24 protein-coding genes are annotated in these 19839 nt (G+C 36.2%); 22 read left to right on the top strand and 2 right to left on the bottom strand.

What is annotated here, in order from left to right; genetic code table 11:
• From ACZM4J_RS09290 to ACZM4J_RS09280, 3 genes are all read left to right on the top strand, one after another.
• Positions 1–1590: helicase-related protein (locus tag ACZM4J_RS09290; RefSeq protein WP_489486008.1), on the top strand; the 1590-nt coding region annotated here is incomplete at its 5' end.
• 31 nt (positions 1591–1621) lie between these two features.
• Entirely contained in the window at positions 1622–2230 is a 609-nt protein-coding gene (locus ACZM4J_RS09285; protein WP_055173311.1) for a septation protein SpoVG family protein, read from the top strand.
• Between the two features lie 78 nt (positions 2231–2308).
• A complete protein-coding gene (locus tag ACZM4J_RS09280) occupies positions 2309–2548 on the top strand; it encodes a hypothetical protein (RefSeq protein ID WP_055056124.1) in 240 nt (79 codons plus the stop codon).
• A 53-nt stretch (positions 2549–2601) separates the two neighbouring features.
• Here ACZM4J_RS09280 and ACZM4J_RS09275 read toward each other — a convergent pair whose 3' ends face one another.
• Both ACZM4J_RS09275 and ACZM4J_RS09270 read right to left on the bottom strand, forming a co-directional pair.
• Positions 2602–3642, bottom strand: coding sequence for a sensor histidine kinase (locus ACZM4J_RS09275; protein ID WP_055173312.1), 1041 nt, complete (start codon positions 3640–3642; stop codon positions 2602–2604).
• Position 3643: 1 nt separating this feature from the next.
• Entirely contained in the window at positions 3644–4318 is a 675-nt protein-coding gene (locus ACZM4J_RS09270; protein ID WP_055173314.1) for a response regulator transcription factor, read from the bottom strand.
• Positions 4319–4524: 206 nt separating this feature from the next.
• Between ACZM4J_RS09270 and ACZM4J_RS09265 the strand changes: the two genes are divergently transcribed.
• The 19 genes from ACZM4J_RS09265 (at position 4525) to ACZM4J_RS09175 (ending at position 19824) form a co-directional block, all read left to right on the top strand.
• On the top strand, positions 4525–5367 hold the full coding sequence (locus ACZM4J_RS09265) for a zinc dependent phospholipase C family protein (protein ID WP_055173316.1): 843 nt from the start codon (positions 4525–4527) through the stop codon (positions 5365–5367).
• Between the two features lie 65 nt (positions 5368–5432).
• On the top strand, positions 5433–5567 hold the full coding sequence (locus ACZM4J_RS09260) for a hypothetical protein (protein WP_278279457.1): 135 nt from the start codon (positions 5433–5435) through the stop codon (positions 5565–5567).
• A 42-nt stretch (positions 5568–5609) separates the two neighbouring features.
• Complete coding sequence (locus ACZM4J_RS09255) at positions 5610–5744, top strand: hypothetical protein (RefSeq protein WP_256280327.1); 135 nt, start codon at positions 5610–5612, stop codon at positions 5742–5744.
• Positions 5745–5900: 156 nt separating this feature from the next.
• Positions 5901–6563, top strand: a complete 663-nt coding sequence (locus tag ACZM4J_RS09250) for an ABC transporter ATP-binding protein (protein ID WP_055173318.1) — start codon at positions 5901–5903, stop codon at positions 6561–6563.
• Positions 6560–9151: an ABC transporter permease gene (locus ACZM4J_RS09245; RefSeq protein ID WP_378957358.1), complete on the top strand. Its 2592-nt coding sequence runs from the start codon at positions 6560–6562 to the stop codon at positions 9149–9151. Before ACZM4J_RS09250 ends, ACZM4J_RS09245 begins: the two co-directional genes overlap by 4 nt.
• Positions 9152–9216: 65 nt before the next feature.
• The gene (locus tag ACZM4J_RS09240) at positions 9217–9351 is read left to right on the top strand and encodes a hypothetical protein (RefSeq protein WP_256280328.1); all 135 of its coding nucleotides are present in this window, start codon (positions 9217–9219) and stop codon (positions 9349–9351) included.
• A gap of 14 nt (positions 9352–9365) precedes the next feature.
• The gene (locus ACZM4J_RS09235; protein ID WP_155512147.1) at positions 9366–9503 is read left to right on the top strand and encodes a hypothetical protein; all 138 of its coding nucleotides are present in this window, start codon (positions 9366–9368) and stop codon (positions 9501–9503) included.
• Between the two features lie 17 nt (positions 9504–9520).
• Positions 9521–9658 carry a hypothetical protein gene (locus tag ACZM4J_RS09230; protein ID WP_155512148.1) on the top strand — a complete coding sequence of 46 codons (138 nt, stop codon included), beginning with the start codon at positions 9521–9523 and terminating at the stop codon, positions 9656–9658.
• A 137-nt stretch (positions 9659–9795) separates the two neighbouring features.
• Positions 9796–10458, top strand: a complete 663-nt coding sequence (locus ACZM4J_RS09225) for an ABC transporter ATP-binding protein (protein ID WP_055173318.1) — start codon at positions 9796–9798, stop codon at positions 10456–10458.
• Positions 10455–13052, top strand: a complete 2598-nt coding sequence (locus ACZM4J_RS09220) for an ABC transporter permease (protein WP_055173322.1) — start codon at positions 10455–10457, stop codon at positions 13050–13052. The genes ACZM4J_RS09225 and ACZM4J_RS09220 overlap by 4 nt, the downstream gene beginning before the upstream one ends.
• A gap of 65 nt (positions 13053–13117) precedes the next feature.
• Complete coding sequence (locus tag ACZM4J_RS09215) at positions 13118–13252, top strand: hypothetical protein (RefSeq protein WP_278279458.1); 135 nt, start codon at positions 13118–13120, stop codon at positions 13250–13252.
• A gap of 13 nt (positions 13253–13265) precedes the next feature.
• Positions 13266–13403, top strand: coding sequence for a hypothetical protein (locus tag ACZM4J_RS09210; RefSeq protein WP_155512149.1), 138 nt, complete (start codon positions 13266–13268; stop codon positions 13401–13403).
• Positions 13404–13541: 138 nt separating this feature from the next.
• Positions 13542–14576, top strand: coding sequence for a radical SAM protein (locus ACZM4J_RS09205; RefSeq protein WP_055173325.1), 1035 nt, complete (start codon positions 13542–13544; stop codon positions 14574–14576).
• Positions 14569–15612 carry a S8 family serine peptidase gene (locus tag ACZM4J_RS09200; RefSeq protein ID WP_055173327.1) on the top strand — a complete coding sequence of 348 codons (1044 nt, stop codon included), beginning with the start codon at positions 14569–14571 and terminating at the stop codon, positions 15610–15612. The genes ACZM4J_RS09205 and ACZM4J_RS09200 overlap by 8 nt, the downstream gene beginning before the upstream one ends.
• A complete protein-coding gene (locus ACZM4J_RS09195; protein WP_081021356.1) occupies positions 15560–16510 on the top strand; it encodes an ABC transporter ATP-binding protein in 951 nt (316 codons plus the stop codon). The genes ACZM4J_RS09200 and ACZM4J_RS09195 overlap by 53 nt, the downstream gene beginning before the upstream one ends.
• 5 nt (positions 16511–16515) lie before the next feature.
• On the top strand, positions 16516–17142 hold the full coding sequence (locus tag ACZM4J_RS09190; protein ID WP_064773981.1) for an ABC transporter ATP-binding protein: 627 nt from the start codon (positions 16516–16518) through the stop codon (positions 17140–17142).
• A gap of 15 nt (positions 17143–17157) precedes the next feature.
• Positions 17158–18363: a radical SAM/SPASM domain-containing protein gene (locus tag ACZM4J_RS09185; protein WP_055173333.1), complete on the top strand. Its 1206-nt coding sequence runs from the start codon at positions 17158–17160 to the stop codon at positions 18361–18363.
• Positions 18364–18365: 2 nt separating this feature from the next.
• Positions 18366–19070 carry a hypothetical protein gene (locus ACZM4J_RS09180; RefSeq protein WP_195380343.1) on the top strand — a complete coding sequence of 235 codons (705 nt, stop codon included), beginning with the start codon at positions 18366–18368 and terminating at the stop codon, positions 19068–19070.
• Positions 19071–19155: 85 nt separating this feature from the next.
• Positions 19156–19824: an ABC transporter ATP-binding protein gene (locus ACZM4J_RS09175; RefSeq protein ID WP_117689869.1), complete on the top strand. Its 669-nt coding sequence runs from the start codon at positions 19156–19158 to the stop codon at positions 19822–19824.
• Positions 19825–19839 lie beyond the last annotated feature (15 nt).

Genomic DNA, 19839 nt, shown 5'->3' with positions numbered 1-19839 from the left:
ACCGGTTACCGGATGCGGACCAGGTTTAATAAGTTTATCAATCTGCCGGAACTGATACACCTGTTTAAAGAAGTGGCAGACATCATTCTGCCTGATATGCTGGATATTAAGCGGCCAGAATTAAAGGACGGAAAATATAAGGTTGTAGTATCGGAAGCCTCTGATTATGTCAAAGAACGTATGCAGGAAATGGTGGAAAGGGCAGAAGCAATCCATAGAGGTGTGGTAGATCCAAAGGACGACAATATGCTCCGCATTACCGGGGAAGCAAGGCTTTTGGGTACAGATCCCCGGCTTTTGGACAGTTATGCTCCGGTAGATTCGGATTCCAAACTGAATAAAGCAATAGAAAACATTTACCAGGAATATGTACAGTCCCAGGAACAGAAAGGAACCCAGATTGTTTTTTCGGATATTGGGACACCCGGACCTGGAAAAGCGTTTACCGTCTATGATTATTTAAAACAGGAACTGATTACCAGAGGTGTTCCAGAGGAAGAAATCTGCTTTATCCATGATGCAAAAACAGATGAACAGAGGGACCGCATGTTTTCTGATGTCAGAGCCGGCAGAAAAAGGATTATTATAGGAAGTACCGAAAAACTGGGGGTAGGAACCAATATCCAGACCAGAATGGTGGCGGCTCATCATATCGACTGCCCCTGGAAACCTTCTGATATTGAACAGCGGGAAGGGCGCATTATCCGCCAGGGGAATGAAAATGAGGAAGTCAATATTTACCGCTATGTAACGAAGGGTTCTTTTGATGCTTATTTATGGGGCATTGTAGAAACAAAACAGCGGTTTATCAGTCAGGTATTTACCAGCCGGGAACTGGCAAGGATCTGTGAGGATATAGATGAAACCGTATTAAATTTTGCAGAGATTAAAGCGGTAGCTTCTGAAAATCCCCTGATTATGGAAAAAATACAAGTGGATAATGAAGTGGCACGTCTGAGAATTTTAAAAGCTGCACATGAAGGGAAACGGTTTGCCCTGCAAGACGCGGTCACTTTCCAGTATCCGAAAAGGATACAAAGCCTGAAGGGAGAACTGCAATTACTTCAAAAGGATTTGGAGCGCAGGAACCAGGCTATGGAAGTACAACAGGGGTTTGCAATCACGCTGCAGGGAAAAGTTTATGAGAAACACAAAGAAGCAGGCGAAGTTCTGCGTGGGATCATAGAAGGGGTGACGGCTTTTACCAGGCACGAAGTCGGTATGTATAAGGGGTTTCAGGTATCTGTCCAGAATGATATGCTGGGGCCGATCTTGTTTCTTCAGGGAGAGAAGGAGTATAGTGTGGAGTTAAAAAGCAGTGACTCCGGTAACATGGTCCGTATAGAAAACCGCTTGAATGCCCTTGATAAAGCAGTGGAGGAGGTTCAAAAAGAGATTAAGACCTGCGAAAATGAAATAAAAAATGCAAAGCAGGAATATGAAAAGCCTTTCCCGTATGAGGAGCTTTTAAAAGAAAATATTACCCGGCAGATGGAGATTGATGCAGAACTGGAAATCAAGGACCAGGAGGAGTGTATGGAAGTGCAGGAGGAAACTAAAAATCTTCCATGCCAGACAGCAGTTCGGTAACGAAAAATAGAGTAGAAAAGGAGATCACAATATGGAATATAATATCAGAGTATATAAACCGGAATTGAAACAGGAAGAAGGAAAAATCAATAACCTGAAAGGATTTGCTACCATTACCTTTGATGAGGCCTTCTGTGTGAAAAGCCTTGCAATTAAAGAGTCCTCGAAAGGAAATCTGTATCTCGATATGCCCCGTTACAGAGATTATGAAACAGGGGAGTATGTTCCTTTTTTCCGGTTTACCGATAAGGAATTTCAAAAGGAAGTGTTGGATACCGTAAGGGAAGCCTATGAGAATATGACAGAAACGAAAACAGACTGCAAGGGCAGTTGGGGAGAGGAAGAGCTGTATTACAATCTGAGTGTAAATCCGGTACAGGGAAGCGATACATTTAAGGCAGATGTTGCCATTCGTCTGCAGGACGTATTGGCAATCCAGCAGCTTCATGTGATCCAGGCATGGAACGGAAAAACTTTTGTAGGTATGCCTCAGAAAAATTCTGCAAAAGGAGAACGGGAGGACATTGCCCATGCAGTCAATGCAGAATTTAAGGCAGATTTGGAAAGTGCAATCATGGACGAATACAATAAAAAGATGGAATATGCCAAAAGCCAGAAACAGCAGCGAAGAGGGAGATAGGAGCTATTCATAAAAAGACTGGTATTTTTGGAACAATAATGGTAGAATGAAGAAAATATCAGCATGGGAGGAAACAGTATGCCAAGACGTAAAAAAGTAGAAAATCTTTCTCTTGAAGAAATGCTTATGAAGACAGAACAGGAGATTAAAACAACAGAGGCAGAATTAAAAGAACTGCGTTTGAAAGCAAAAGAACTTAGGAAGAAGATTGAAGATAAACAAAAAGATGAAATCTTTAGCGCCTTACTTGCTTCCGGAAAAACGGTGGAAGAGGTAATGACATATTTAAAATCCGGTAATGAAGAAAAAGCGGAATAAAATAAAGGAAAATGCCGTTACGGGTGATATTAAAACCTGTAGCGGCATTTTTCTTATTTAGGAGAGTCTGAGTTGATAAGCCAAACTTCAAAGGTACTGCCTACATGAAGGGTAGAAAACACGTGGATAAAGCCATATTGCCGGCTGATAATGTCTTGCGCCAGATGAAGCCCAACACCAACTCCCGGAAAGCTTTTGACAGAAGGAGAGCGGTAGAAGCGTTGGAAAAGTTTAGGGATTTCCGATTCTTTGATGCCGATACCGGAATCAGTGATTGCTATTTTGGTATAGTTTTCCAGGGTAAAAAGTTCTATGGAAATATGTCCATTTTCATTCGTGTATTTTACAGCATTATCCAGGATATTATACAGCGCTTCGGAAGTCCATTTGGGATCATGATACGCCTTAAAGTCTTCTGAATAATTAAAAGTTATTTGAATGTTCTTCTGATCAGCCGCTAAAACGATATTTTCCAGAGCCATGAGAATGGTGTCACCAATCGTTTGATAACTTGGGGATAGTTTTATCACACCTGTTTCCAAACGGGATATTTTTACAAGGGAAGAGATTAAAAATTCCAGTTTGTTCAGATGTGCAGTATTGGTGTGAAATAAGGTCTGTAGTTCCTGCGGTTTTGTAATGGCTTTTTCCATAGCGGACTCTGTCAGGCGCAGCGTGGTCATGGGGGTTTTTAACTGATGAGAAATATCAGAAATTAGCTGCTGGAGCTGTACCTTTTCGGCATTTACAGAATTTTTAGTGTTTTCCAATATACTGTACAGTCTTCCTAAATGATGGTTGATCTGTGATAGTAAAGTTTCGTCATACTTTTCATCAGGGGAAAAATAGGTTCCTTCAATCATACTGTCCAATGTTTTATGAAGTTCACGAGTAAACAAGGTGAGCTTGTGGAAAATCGTACAAAAGAGAATAAATACACAGATAAGCAGAAGGAAAGTGAAAATGGTAAAAAGCAAAAATACTTTAGGGTCTGACGTAAGTGTACGTAATATGATACAGGTTCCTGAAAATATCAACAGAAATAGCAGGGAAACTATAATATATACTTTTTTTAAAGAAAATGTTTTTTTCATATTAATCACCTATCCACATATATCCGGTTCCATAGATTGTTTTTATATAACGATGCCCGCTGGCTTCGATTTTCTTTCGGAGTCTGCTGATGGCAGTATTTAGGGAAGTATCACCTACAAAGTTTTCGGAGAAATCCCAGAGATGCTCAAGAAGCTGATCCCGTTTTAAAATATGCTTTTTATTCACAATAAAATATTGCAGAATACGGTACTCCAAAGGGGATAATTCCAGGGGAACTTTGTCCAGTGTCGCAGTCATTTGCGAGAAATTGATGCAGAGATTACCGTCTTCATATACGGTTTCCTTTTGTTTTTCTGTGATATATTTTGTTAAAACAGCTATTTTCTTTTGTAAGACGACAGGTGAAAAAGGCTTTGTAATATAGTCATCAGCACCCAGGTCAAATCCTTTCACTATGTCATTTTCTAAATCATTTGCGGTTAAAAAGATAATACTGGCAGTTGATTTTTCTTTCAACTCTGAATATAATTCAAATCCATTTCCGTCAGGAAGGTTAATATCCAAAATCAGAAGAATGTAATGATACTGTTTTAAATATTCAAAGGCTTCTTTTGCATTATATGCAGAGTCAACAGTATAGCCCGCTGTCCGCAAGTTATAAGCCAGGGTATTATTTAAGGAGAAATCATCTTCAATAATTAAGATACGGTGCATAGTTTCCCACTCCTTCTGTTCTAAATTTCTAAGTTTTTCTATACCATAAAGAGCGTTTACGGTTTTCAAGATGTATTATAATTGTAAAAAATACAAAAGTAAATAATGATTTTTTTCAGATAAAATATTTTTTCAAATGCACTAATTGTAATAATTTGGTAAGAATCGGCGGATATACTGATAAGAAAAAAGAGGAGGTACTAGATATGAGGTGTAAAAAACTAGGGGTACTTTTGGCAATGGTTTTGGTAGGTGTTTCCGCAGCACCGGCATGGTCGGTATCGGCGGCAGAAACTCAGGATTTACCGCAACAGGTTCTTGATATTTCCAACGGTTCAGATGAAATTTACGGACCAGGCGCACCGATTGAGCATGTAGAAAATCCTGATGAGCGGTTTAGCAGTGGCGGTGTAGATCATACACATCAGTATATCGTATCGAATGCCTTGAAGATTTTAAATAATGATAAAGGTTCCAGTATCTTAAATACAAAAGCTGCTATGATATGTGAATATACGGATTGGCCAGATGTATTAGGAAATGAAACCGATTATGGAACGTTTGCAGGACATTTCTATGATCCGGATACCGGAAAAAACTGGATGGGACAGAAAAATCCTACAGCACGAACCAGAGCAGAAACCTATTATCAAAGTGCAGTTGCAGCATATAAAGATGGATATACAGATAAGGCTATGGAATACATAGGAAAAGGAACACATTATGTATCAGATTTGAATGAGCCACATCATGCGTCTAATCTGACAGCAGTAAACAGTAATCATTCAGATTTTGAAAAGTATGTGGACAAACACCGTACCGAATATACCATAGCAGGGAACAGTTTTGGTGCAGATGTTTATAGCAGCGCTGAGAATACAGCAGTAGGAGATATGCTTTATAGCGCTGCAAAAGACGCTAAAACACTGGCTGGAATGGCACAGAATAAGGATACCTATGACTCAGCCGGAAATCAGTCAGTCCAAAATGCAATAAAGACAGTAAGTAAATATATTTATAAATTTGGCAAGGAAGTAGGTATTTACTAAATAAGATGATTTGTGGTGACGTCACACTTTAAAATCATAAAATATCAAGGAAGGAGGACGGGGCAATGAAAGAACTGGAAAAGAAAATGCAGAATGAAAACTTTGATGTAGAAGTACAGTATTGTGATCCTGATGATTGCAACTATGATTGTATGGTTTCAGAAAATCATTGCAATTCGCATATTTCAACTTTGATGTAGAATCAATCTGAAAGCCTAAATATATGTGAAGGGGAACAAGAGATGAAAGAATTAGAAAAGAAAATGCAAAATGAGAATTTTGATGTAGAAGTACAGTATTGTGATCCAGACGATTGTACTCATGACTGTCTGATTGCACCAGATCATTGTAATACACATATTACACCTTATTGGTAAAATCCAATTAAAGTAGTTTCTGAATTTTATCAGTAAAATGAAGGGGACATTTTCTCTATTATGAGTTAAATGTCCCCTTTTTATTTTTTTTGTTCAGGTAATAATTCGGTAAGAATTAGGGGGTATGATAAATTAAAACAAGGAGAGGTGAGAAACATGGAATTGGTTAAAACATCAGATTTAAAAAAGTATTATCGCACCGGAGAGATTTGCGTAAAGGCATTAGATCAGGTCAATCTTTCGGTTGAAGAAGGCGAGTTTATTGCTGTCGTTGGACCGTCAGGCTGCGGAAAGACAACATTATTAAATATGCTGGGTGGATTGGATAATCCGACAGAGGGAACGGTTCTGATACATGGAAAAGATATAACAAAAATGAAATCAGAAGAACTAACGGTGTATCGAAGAAAACATATCGGATTTGTATTTCAGAATTATAATCTTCTTCAAACACTGAATGTAAAAAGCAATATACTGTTACCACTTTATTTAGGGAACAGTAAAATTGATGAAGCATATTTTGAAGAAATTGTAGAAATCCTGGGTATTAAAAATAAGTTAAAAAATTTACCGAACACCTTATCGGGCGGACAGCAGCAGAGAGTTGCCATTGCCAGGGCAATGATCACGAAACCAGATATTGTCTTAGCAGATGAGCCGACAGGAAACCTGGATAGTGAATCCAGTGAAGAGGTTCTTAGGCTGCTCAGGGAGTCAGGGGAACGTTACAATCAGACGATTATCATGATTACCCATAGTAGAGAAATCGCAGAAACAGCATCAAGGATTATAAGAATGAGAGATGGTAAAATCGTATGAGTAATGAAAAGAAAATAATCAAAGAAATGGTTCAGGGTAATCTGAAGGTGAATAGAAAGAGAAATCTTCTTCTTGTATTGGCGATTACGTTAACTACCATTTTATTTACCTCAGTATTGGAAATTGGATTTGGCGGTATGCAATCCATTCAAGAAACACAGTTAAGACTTTCGGGATTAAAAGCAGATGCAGAACTTCGATACTTAAATAAAGAACAGTTTCAGGAAGTTCAAAATTCGGAGTTGTTTGAAAGCGTGGGAGGAAGGATTCCAATCGCATTTTTGGAAGGAGAAACAAAGCGACCTATTGAAATAGACTATCTAGATAAAGGTGGTATGGAAGCTTATTATCTTTCTTTGAAAGAGGGGAAGATGCCAGAAGATGAGAAAGAAGTGCTTTTATCTGAGCAAGCATTGGAAGAACTGGGAATAAAAAAGGAAGTAGGAAGTTATGTTCCGGTGTCTTTTACATTAAGAGGTCAAGAATATAATTTTGATATGCGATTGGCAGGTTGGTATACAGGAAATCCTAAGGCTGATTTTTTAATTGTATCAGAAACATTTTTAGAACACAATCTTGAAGTGACAAAGAATACTTATGATGATGATAAAGAAGTGTCCGGAACATATTATGCAAGCGTTTGCATGAAGAACACAAAAAATATCGAGCAAAACCTTAAAGAATATGTGAAAAGCCTTGGAGGACAAACTGAGGATTCTAATGGAAGAGAATATATTCACATAGCAGTGAACTATGTATTATATTCAGAAGATGGAAATACGGGATTGATTCTTTCGATATTCTTTTTTGCAGCGTTATTTATTTTATGTGGCTACCTATTGATTTATAATATTTTTGATATAGGTGTTATGCAGGATATTCAGCAATTTGGAATAATGAAAACAATTGGAATGACAGGTAAACAAATCAAGAGATTAATGCGAAGACAGATGCTTTTTTTATCTCTTATCGGTATTCCGATTGGCTTGCTTCTGGGATATGGGCTAGGTGTTCTTTTGCTACCAGTCATTCTTAAAAACTGGGAATATAGTGAGGAAGAACTTACCATTGTACAATCAGCGCATCCAGCTATTTTTGCTTTAACAATTATTTTTGTATTAATTACAGTATTCTTAAGCATGAGAAGACCTTCTCAAAAAGCGGCTAAGTATTCTGCAATTGAAACAGCAAAATATACAGAGATAAAGAAAAAAATCGCTGAAAAAGATATTCGTTCTATTAGAAACATAGCAAAGAGTAATCTGCAAAGGAATAGGAAAAGAACGACTTTAGTGTTTACTTCACTTATACTAAGTATTATCTTTGTTAACTCTTTATGGATTATTTCGAATAGTTTTGATGAAGAAAAATATATTAATGCACGAATGCGGAGGGACTATTTGATTGCATCTACAGACACTTTAAATCCGAGTGTTGGATATATTAGATCTTCGGCGGCATTGGACGAGGAGGTCATGGAACAAGTAGAGAAAAATTCTATAGTCCAAAATGGTACTAGATTATATAAAAATACAGTAGATAATTCTGACATAAGTTTTGAATGGGGCAATGAAGGAATTGAAATAAAAGAATATATGCCCAATGTAGAAGTTGATGGCGTAATTACAAATGAAGCAATAACAAATTATGGACAGGTAACATTGTCAAAGGATGAAAAAGCATTATGTAATGTGTGTGGTATTTCTGAGAATTTTGTTGATAAAATGGAAATTTTAGATGGGGAAAGCAATATTGCCACCATTAAAGAAAAGCTAAAAAGTGGGAACTATATTTTGGCTGCTGTTTCTAAAAATACAAAGGGTGGTTATAGTAGTCAGGCATTAGAGAATTTACCAGATATTGGTGAAATAGTGACGATTTATAAGAATGGAAAACCACTGAAGAAAGCAGAAGTGCTATCACAAATTTTGGTAGTGGATTCAGAACAGATATCAGGAGATAGTTTAACTGGTGATAATACTATTTTAGGACCTTGGTTTTATTTAGGAGAAGATTTATTTAAAGAATTGTATGGAGAAGGCAATTTAGTGAATTATTCTTTTGACGCAGATGAGAAAGATGCGCCTGCTGTACGAAGAATGTTGAACCAGATTTCACAAGAATTTTCAGATGTTGGATTTGAAACTACAGAGCAAAGGCACTCCGAAATCGAAAATTATAAAGCACTGGTCAGAATACTGTGTGTTTTAATTGGAGGAATTTTAGGTGTGATTGGAATTGTAAATCTTGTGAATATTATTTTTACAAATCTAATTGTGCGAAACCGAGAATTAGCAACATTTAGAAGCATAGGTGCAACAAAGAAACAGTTGCGTGAACTGATTATAAGGGAGAGTATAGGATATGTTTTCTATGCTGCAGTTGGTGGCTTTATACTTGCAACACTAATCGGCATGACAGCAGTTAGGGGGATCTGTTCTTCTGTTTGGCTTTTTACTTTTCAATTTACATTACTTCCAGCAGCCATTGTCATAGTATTATATTTCATAATAGCTGTTATTGCTTCTGAGGCAGGGATTTATTTTTGGGAAAAAGGAAGTATTACAGAACGCCTCAGAAATTTGTAGATAGGATGATTTACAGCATAAAAATGCTGATAAACCAGAAATATAAGCGAAAGGAGGCGGATAATATGTTAGAACTTGAAAAGAGAATGCAGGAAGAGCCTTTTGATGTAGAGGTTCAGTATTGTGATCCAGATGATTGCGCTCATGATTGTTTAACAGCACCTGGACACTGTAACACACATTTTACTTCAATGTTATAAGGAGGAACGTAACCATGAAAGAATTAGAAAAGAAAATTCAGGAATTAGGATTCGACGTAGAAACCCAGTATTGCGATCCGAGTGATTGCTATCATGACTGTTACGGTGAAGGTGTTAACAATTGTGATGCACATTTTACAGAAATTTGGTAAGATTGGAGGAATATTATATGGAAAAAATGGAGAAAAAAATCCAGGAAGTTGCATTTGATGTCGAAATTCAGTATTGTGATCCAAGTGATTGTTATCACGATTGCAAACATGAAGGTGTCAATAATTGTGATGCCGATATGACAACAATCTGGTAAAAATTGACAAATTACAGAAAGTGGTTCTTGTCTTTAATGCAAGAACCACTTTCTAATTTAGAATTAAATTTGTTTTATGCTTGTAATAATTCAGTAAGGATTATAGATTATATTAAATAAAACATGAGGTGAGAAACATGGAATTGGTTAAAACATCAGATTTAAAAAAGTATTATCGCACCGGAGAGATTTGCGTAAAGGCATTGGATCAGGTCAATCTTTCGGTTGAAGAAGGCGAGTTTATTGCTGTTGTTGGACCGTCAGGCTGCGGTAAGACAACATTATTAAATATGCTGGGCGGATTGGACAATCCGACAGAGGGAACAGTTCTGATACATGGAAAAGATATAACAAAAATGAAATCGGAAGAGTTAACAGTGTATCGAAGAAAGCATATCGGATTTGTATTTCAGAATTATAATCTACTTCAAACGCTTAATGTAAAAAGCAATATACTGTTACCCCTTTATTTGGGAAACAGTAAAATTGATGAAGCATATTTTGAAGAGATTGTAGAAATTCTGGGTATTAAAAATAAGTTGAAAAATTTACCTAACACCTTATCGGGCGGACAGCAGCAGAGAGTTGCCATTGCCAGGGCAATGATCACGAAACCAGATATTGTCTTAGCAGATGAGCCGACAGGAAACCTGGATAGTGAATCCAGTGAAGAGGTTCTTAGACTGCTCAGGGAGTCAGGGGAGCGTTACAATCAGACGATTATTATGATTACCCATAGTAGAGAAATTGCAGAAACAGCATCAAGGATTATAAGAATGAGAGATGGTAAAATCGTATGAGTAATGAAAAGAAAATAATCAAAGAAATGGTTCAGGGAAATCTGAAAGTACATAAGAAGAGAAATCTTCTTCTTATATTGGCAATTACTTTAACGACCATTTTGTTTACCTCAGTATTGGAAATTGGATTTGGCGGTATGCAATCCATTCGGGAAACACAGCTAAAATTATCCGGAATGAAAGCGGACGCAGAACTTCGATTTTTGGATAAAGAACAATTTCAGGAGGTTCAAAACTCTGATTTATTTGAAAGTGTGGGAGGGAGAGTTCCCATTGCGCTTATGGAAGAGGAAACGAAGCGTCCGATTGAAATAGACTATCTGGATCAGGCTGGCATGGAAGCGTATTATCTTTCCTTAGAAGAGGGGAAGATGCCGGAAGATGAAAAAGAAGTGCTTTTATCAGAGCAAGGATTGGAAGAATTTGGGATAAAAAAAGAAGTAGGAAGTCATGTCCCGGTGTCTTTTACATTAAGAGGTCAAAAATATAACTTTGACATGCGACTGTCAGGCTGGTATACAGGCGGTCCTAAAGTTGATTTTATGATTGTATCTGAAGCATTTTTAGAACACAACCCTGAAGTGGCAGAGAATACATACGATCTTGATAAAGAGATTTTAGGAACCTATTATGCAAGTGTTTGTATGAAGAATACAGGGAATATTGAACAAAATCTTAAAGAATATGCAGAAAGTCTTGGGGCGCAAACAGAAAACGCTGATGGAAGCAACTATGTTAATGTAGCAGTCAATCCCATGTTATATTCAGAAGATGGGAATACAGGAGTTTGTCTTGCCATAGTCTTTTTCGGGGCATTATTTATTCTGTGCGGATATCTTTTGATCTATAATATTTTTGATATAGGTGTTATGCAGGATATTCAAGAATTTGGGATAATGAAAACGATTGGAATGACCGGCAAACAGATTAAGAGATTAATGAGAAGACAGATGTTCCTGTTATCTCTTATTGGCATTCCGATTGGCTTAGTGGTTGGATATGGGTTAGGGGCACTTTTGTTACCCGTCATTTTGAAAAATTGGGAATACAGTGAGGAAGAACTTACTATTGTGCAGTCTGTACACCCAGCTATCTTTATTTTAACAGTTTTCTTTGTGTTGCTTACAGTATTTTTGAGTATGAGAAGACCTTCTAAAAAGGCTGCCAAGTATTCTGCGATTGAAACAGCAAAATATATAGAGGTGAAGAAAAAAACAGCAGAAAAAGATATTCGCTCTATTAAAAATATAGCAAGAAGCAATCTGCAGAGAAATAGAAAGAGAACCGTTTTAGTATTTACATCGCTTATATTAAGTGTTGTCTTTGTCAATTCCTTATGGATTATTTCTAATAGTTTTGATGAAGAGAAATATGTTAATGCACAAATGAGAAGGGATTATTTAGTTGCATCAACAGATACATTAAACCCTAGTATTGGTTATGTCAAACCTTCTGCGGCCTTAAATGAAGAAGCCATTCAAGAACTTGAAAAAAATGCCATGATTAAGAATGGAACAAAGTTATACAAAAATGCAATAGATGCATCTGTATATAATTTTGATATTAGTTTTGATTGGGGGGTCGAGATAATAGGTGTCAAAATACCCAGTATAGAAATTGATGGAGTAATTACCAATAGTGCAACAAGCAATTATGGTACATTAACATTAGGTAAGGACAAGAGACCAGTATGTAATGTATGTGGAATTTCAGAAAACTTTTTTGGAAAAATGGAAATTTTGGAAGGAGAAAAAAATATTAATGAGATTAAAGAAAAACTGAAAAGTGGAGATTATATTTTATCCGGTCTTAGTGCAAATGACAATGGAAAGCCGAGTATAGATAGTATTGAAACATCACCTAAAGTCGGTGATGTTGTGACTATTTATAAAGATGGGAAGCCATTAAAAGAGGTGGAAGTTCTTTCTCAAATTTTAGTGATAGATTCAGAACAAATATCAGGTGGAAGTTCTACAGGATCAGGAACTATTTTAGGACCTTGGTTTTATTTAGGAGAAGATTTATTTAAAGAATTGTATGGAGAAGGCAATTTAGTGAATTATTCTTTTGACGCAGATGAGAAAGATGCGCCTGCTGTACGAAGAATGTTGAACCAGATTTCACAAGAATTTTCAGATGTTGGATTTGAAACTACAGAGCAAAGGCACTCCGAAATCGAAAATTATAAAGCACTGGTCAGAATACTGTGTGTTTTAATTGGAGGAATTTTAGGTGTGATTGGAATTGTAAATCTTGTGAATATTATTTTTACAAATCTAATTGTGCGAAACCGAGAATTAGCAACATTTAGAAGCATAGGTGCAACAAAGAAACAGTTGCGTGAACTGATTATAAGGGAGAGTATAGGATATGTTTTCTATGCTGCAGTTGGTGGCTTTATACTTGCAACACTAATCGGCATGACAGCAGTTAGGGGGATCTGTTCTTCTGTTTGGCTTTTTACTTTTCAATTTACATTACTTCCAGCAGCCATTGTCATAGTATTATATTTCATAATAGCTGTTATTGCTTCTGAGGCAGGGATTTATTTTTGGGAAAAAGGAAGTATTACAGAACGCCTCAGAAATTTGTAGATAGGATGATTTACAGCATAAAAATGCTGATAAACCAGAAATATAAGCGAAAGGAGGCGGATAATATGTTAGAACTTGAAAAGAGAATGCAGGAAGAGCCTTTTGATGTAGAGGTTCAGTATTGTGATCCGGAAGATTGTGAACATGATTGTTTAACATCACCGGATTGGTGCAACACACATGTCACTTCGTTGTGGTAAAGGAGGAAGTTTTATGGAGAAATTAGAAATCAGAATGCAGGAAGAATTATTTGATGTAGAAACCCAGTATTGTGATCCAGATGACTGTTATCACGACTGCAAGCTGAATGTTCCCAACTATTGTAATGAGGTGGTAACATTATATTGGTAGAAATACCAAGAAAATTTAATTGCTGTCCCTGTAGGATTTTCCTACAGGGACACTTTTGCTTTTATACATATTTTCCTGGTGTAATAATTTGGTAAGATTTTGTAAGTATACTAATTCCATAAGAAAGGGGGAAACCGTATGAATATTACATTCTGGGTAACCGAAAGATGCAATTTAGCTTGTAAATACTGCTATGTACATAAGCAGCCTAAAACAATGACATTGGAAACCGCAGAACAGACAATCAAATATTTTACTAATAAATTTGATGAAACTGTTGCAGCAGGAAAACGGATTAATGTGGCTTTACATGGTGGTGAGCCATTACTGAATTTTGATGTTATTCGGTATATTGTAGAAACCTTAAAAGAGCGATATGATGGTCATATCATTTTTACAATGACAACAAATGGAACAGTGTTTGAAAAGGATATTTACGATTTTATAAAGGGTAAGGTACAGATTTCTGTAAGCATTGATGGAAATAGGAAAACAAATGATACAAACCGTATTTATCCAAATGGCGAGTCTTCCTTTGATAAAGTAGTGGAAACCTTAAAGTTTTTAAAAGAGCAAGGTGAATACATTCGGGTCAGAATGACTGTCAATAAGGAAACCCTTCCAGTTATGGCTGAAAATTATATTTATCTGGATCAGATGGATATGGGAGTAGTAACTTTTGCATTAGATGCCGGAGCTGCATGGAACCAACAAGATATGCAGATATATTATGAAAACTACGAAAAAATCATGGACTATATGATAGAAAAAGATAAAAAAGCAGCGCAGTATTTATTATTTAATATTAAAGAGGCAACCTTCAGAAGACGTACTGGCTGTGACGGTGGAACAAATACATTCCATATATCTGCGGATGGTGGAATTTACCCATGTGCATTAGCTGCTGATAAAGTGGATTATTGGCTGGGAGATGTTTGGAAAGGATTGCAACCGGAAAAATTGGAGGCTCTCCATAAGATTAACGAAATTCCAGTGACAGGGTGCGGAGATTGTACATTTAAACAGAATTGTTCCAGTCAGGTATGTAAACTGATTAATAAAGCATATACCGGAGATTACTATACTGTTTCTGCTTTCCAGTGCAATGAAAGAGATATTGTTTATCGGATTTATAAAAAGTACAAATATATATTGGAGGGATTCCATGTATAGTCCAAAAGTGGTAGTTGTAGACTCCGGTGTAGATACACAAAATCAGGAAATCATGGAGCATGTAATTCAGGGATTTTCTTTTCAAAAGAGTGCAGAAGAAGATGGAGTTATTGAAGAGGAAAATTTTGATGATGTTTTTGGTCATGGAACCAACTGCATTGATTGTATCTTACAATTTGCAGAGCAGGCACAATTTTATCCTATAAAAATTGTAAATGAATTAGGAAAAACGACCAGTTCTTTACTGCTTGCTGCGCTGGAAAAGTGCAGGGAACTACCGGTAGATCTTATCTGTTTAAGCCTTTCCGTAACACAAATGCTTAATCCTACTATGGAAAAGGAATTGAGGGATATTTGTAATGACCTGGAAAAACAGGGAAAGATTATCTGTGCTTCGGAATGTAATAATGCAAAGGATACCATACCGGCAATTTATAAAAGTGTGATTGGTGTTGGAGAATTATTACCAGATGCAAAGAAAAAAGTTCTTGTAGACAGGGCGGCAAGCGTTCAGGTTCTGGCGGATATTTCCCCGATATTTGTTGCAGGAAAATCCGGACGATATAATTTTTTTAAGGGAACTTCAAAGGGAAATGCTTATGTGGCAGGTCTTCTGGCCAGAGCTATGCAAACAGCACTGAATATAAAAAGCATACAGGAGGCATTAAACATACTGGAAAAGACAGATGATCCTTTAGAAGAAATTGATTTAGAGTGTGTAGGAAAGCTCCAGACTGATGAAGTGGGACAGATGATTTTGGAAAAAGTACATAGGAGATTGTTAGAGTTTGGCTGCACATCTTCCCTTGACGAAATCAGCAGGTATCCATTTCTTTCCCAAATTACAGGAGTGAATTTCTTTAATTTTTACGATTTTATCAGTGGGATATATAGGGAATTAAAAATTACGAAGTTGGATTATCATACCATAAAAGTAGGTGATGTTTGTACCCTGTATAATCTGGTTGAACATTTGAGAAGGAATGTGTGTTATGAAGAAAAAGAATGTTGTTTTGGAGCAGATACGAAAGTATAAATGGGGTTATCTGTTTGGGATTATATTGGTAGCTATGGACGCTATAGTGACCTATATTTATCCTCAGTTAATTACCAATATTCTGGATAAGGCGGTTCCGGCAAAAGATCCAGGGGCTGTGATTTCCAATGTTGCATATATGGCTATATGCCAGCTTGTATCTATTACAGTAGCATTGGCATTGAGTTATCTGTTTTGCAAAATGTCAAATGGTTTTATTGTTAAAATCAAGTTATTGCTGATACAAGCAATGTTTCAGGTTGATGGGAAGGAAATAGAGAAGAAATCAAATCTATTTATGACCAGCATGAATGCAGATGTTAATAACATAGAAATGTTATCTTCCCGTATGCTTTCTGATCTGCTGATACAAATTGTGACTGTGATTATTACAGCGGTAATTTTAATACAGATTAATCCGGTTATCTTTTGGTTTATGCTTTTGATTTATCCGATTCTTATTGCTATTCAGATTTTCTTTAACAAAAAAATTATGGGGCAGTCCAGAAAAGCAATGGGAAAAATGGATATTGGGAATGGTTTGATTAAGGAATTTGTAAGTAATCTTTACGAGTATCTGGCTTTAAATGGAAGAAATTATTATATAGATAAATTTTGCAGGAATGAAACTTCTTTGCGAAATGAAATCCTAAAGCAAAATATGTTAATGGCCTATAATCGTTCAGTACCGCAGCTCATTAGTACCGCTACTTTTTTGATTGTACTGGCGATCAGTGGTGTTATGGTGATTAACGGACAGGTACAGTTTGGAGAGCTGACAGTGATTATTATGTACACACAAAGAATGTTTAATCCACTGTCCTCAATCATGCTTGTAATTGGACAGTTCCAAAAAGCAAAAGTATCAATGGACCGAATTAATGAGATTGTAGGGTGAAGCAAATGGATATATCAAAAATTGAAATAAAAGATGTAAATTTCAGTTATAAAGAAGTAAAAGTGTATAAAAAAAATTTGAATATGTGTCTTGAGAAGGGCTCTATTTATCTGATTAAAGGGAAAAATGGTTCAGGAAAAAGTACACTGGCTGGTATCCTGTTAAAAATTTGGAATGACTTTTCAGGAACTATACTATTAGATGGGAAAAGCATTACTAATTTTTCCAGGGAAGCACTTGCAGAAACAATAGGGATTTGTTTTCAAAAGCCGCCCATTTTTCGTGACACCATAAGAAATAATATTGCTCTAAACGATCCTATTTCAGTAGAAAAGTATATTTCCTTATTATCATTTTATAAAGATTTGGAAGAAATGGGGCGTACATTAGAGTCGGAACTTATTGATACTGGAAGTGTTTCAGGTGGGCAGGCGCAGAAAATTGGTATTATCCGGACAGTATGTAGGGAACGCTCTGTATATATTTTTGATGAACCGACATCAAACCTGGATAGTGTTTCTAAAAAAGAATTTTATGATATGATAGAACACTTAAAACAGAATAGTATTATTATTTTATTTTCGCATGAAGCGGATGCAGAAAAAAGTGCAGACTTTATTATTGAGTTGTAAAGGAGGGAACCGAGTATGTACATGAGAAGTCCAAATGCAAAAGTTTTAGTACGTGAAGAAAGAGTCGTTTTGTGTAACACTAGAAACGGAGGATTTGTAAAAACCTCAGAGGCTTATTTTCAGTATCTTGAAAAATATCTGGAAGAGAACAATGGGGAGTTTACCATTAAGGAAGAAGATACTGTGGTAAAGAAAAATGCCTATAAGTTATTTCAGGAACTGTGCCGGATTCATTTTTACATTTCGGAAGAACAGATGAAAAATGAGATAACCTATCCGTATCAGATTGTATATCTTTCTTTAACCAACAGGTGTAATCTAAGATGTAAACATTGTGTGGCGTCTGCTTGTATAGAAGAAGTAGACCACATGAATACGGAAAACTGGAAAAAGGCAATTAATCAGGTATTAATTTTAAACCCAAAAGAAATCAACTTAACAGGAGGAGAACCGTTAATTCGTTCTGACTTTTGTGAGATACTGGAATATTTAAGAGGAAATTATAAAGGTGCAATTACCTTGTCTACAAATGCGTTGCTGCTGAATGACCGGCTTATGGAAATCATTAAAAAGAATGTTGATGGTGTTTCCGTCAGTCTTGATGGTTTTGATTCCTATAGCTGCACAAAAGTGCGAGGAGAAGGGATTTATGACCGGGTGATTGCCGGGATCAAAAAATTAAAAGAAGCTGGAATGGAAAAAGTATCTGTTTCCATGTTGGAAACAAAATACACCTATGGACATGATCAGGATTTTTATAAATTATGTGAAGAGTTAGATGTAAAACCATTAATCCGAAGATTTGCTCCTTCAGGAAGAGGAGAAGAGAACCAAAGAGAATTGCTTCCACCAATGGAGTACATAGAGAAATTGGAAAAGCAGCATTTAAGATGTTCATTATGTCAGCCGGGTAAAAAGGAGTTAAATATCAGTGAAAACGGAGATGTATATCCTTGTGCTCCACTTAGCAATTTGGAAAATCTTTTTATGGGAAATCTGTTGGAAACACCGATTATAGAAATTATTGAGAACCCGGCATGGAAAGAGGAATTGGAGAAGTTAAGACCTTGGAGAATGGAAAAATGTAAGGACTGTGATGTGAACCTGTTTTGCCATTCTTGTATTAATTTTACTCTGGGAATGCAGAGTGATGAGGAAATCTTCCAGAAGTTTTGTGAAAAACAAAAAGGACATTTAGAAAAATTATTATGGGGGAATTAGTTATGAAGAATAGAAAAAGACTTTTAAAAACAGTAGGGTTATTAACAGCGGCTACAGTGATGACAGTATCTTTCAATACAGAGAGCGTTCTTGCTTATTCAACAGGGGAAGAGCCTGCTATCGTGGCTTCAGAGGAAGATCCATACGAAAATGTTACAAAAATCAATTTGAAGGATATGTTTAACCAGAATCAGGAGGATTACTACGTTTACTTTTACATGGTTCAGTGTCCGTTTTGTAATCAGGTAAAAGATAAAATGCTGAATTTTGCGGCAGAAAATGATAATGTATATTTTGTAGATTATGCTTTAAGAGAAAATCGCCCTTTACAGAAATATAACTGGGCGGCAACGCGATCCAAATATAACAAAAAGATAGGATATGTGGACAGTGATGGAAACAAGGTATTTTTACCAGGCGAATCGGAAGAAAAATATCAAAATATGAAGAATGATTACGGAAAACGTATGCGTTTCAATTTTGTAACCATTACTCCAGAGGATATTCCGGCATTCCCTGGTTCACAGGTAGGGGATATCTATACGGATATTCAGACACCAGAAATTGATTATGCTTCTATTACAAAATACGAAGATATGTTAATTGCAGGAGTTCCGGCTTTATATCGAATTTCAAATGGAAAAATTACAGAATTTTATTTTGACTCTGTAGAAATAGAGGAGTTTTTCAATAGCATAGGAAGGTGAGATTATGGATATAAAGGAAATCTTAAACCCTATATGGTTATGGATTTATAAAAACTAAAAATTCTAGGATGGAGGAAGTAATAGCATGACTATACTTGAAACAAAGGAATTGAAAAAATATTATGATTCCGGTGAATATATTACAAAAGCTTTAGATGGGGTTTCTTTAGAGATAGAAGAAGGTGAATTTGTTGCTATTGTTGGCGCTTCAGGGAGTGGAAAATCTACATTATTAAATATGATTGGTGGATTAGACATACCAACTTCTGGGAGTGTTTTAGTAAAAGGCAAAAAAATAGGACAATTAAATGAAGAAGAACTAACGGTTTTTCGCAGAAGGAACATTGGCTTTGTTTTTCAAAATTATAATTTAATTCCAACATTAAATGTTTATGAAAATATTGTCTTTCCAGTGGAATTAGACGGAAATGATATAGATAAAGATTTTTTGAACAAAATTGTTACAATTTTGGGCATTGATAAAAAATTGGAGAATCTTCCTGGAAATCTCTCAGGTGGACAACAACAGAGGGTTGCAATTGCCAGAGCTTTGATTACAAAACCGGCTATCATCTTGGCTGACGAACCGACAGGAAATCTTGACACACAATCAAGTCTTGAAGTAATGGGCTTATTGAAACAAACAAGTCAGCGATTTTGTCAGACTATTGTTATGATTACGCATAATATGAATTTGGCTCAAATGGCGGATAGAATTATTAGAATTCAGGACGGGAAAATTATAGACGCATAATGGGAGGGAATGCGG

This window comes from Eubacterium sp. (assembly GCF_057858645.1).
This window is presented reverse-complemented; position numbering and strand designations above follow the sequence as displayed.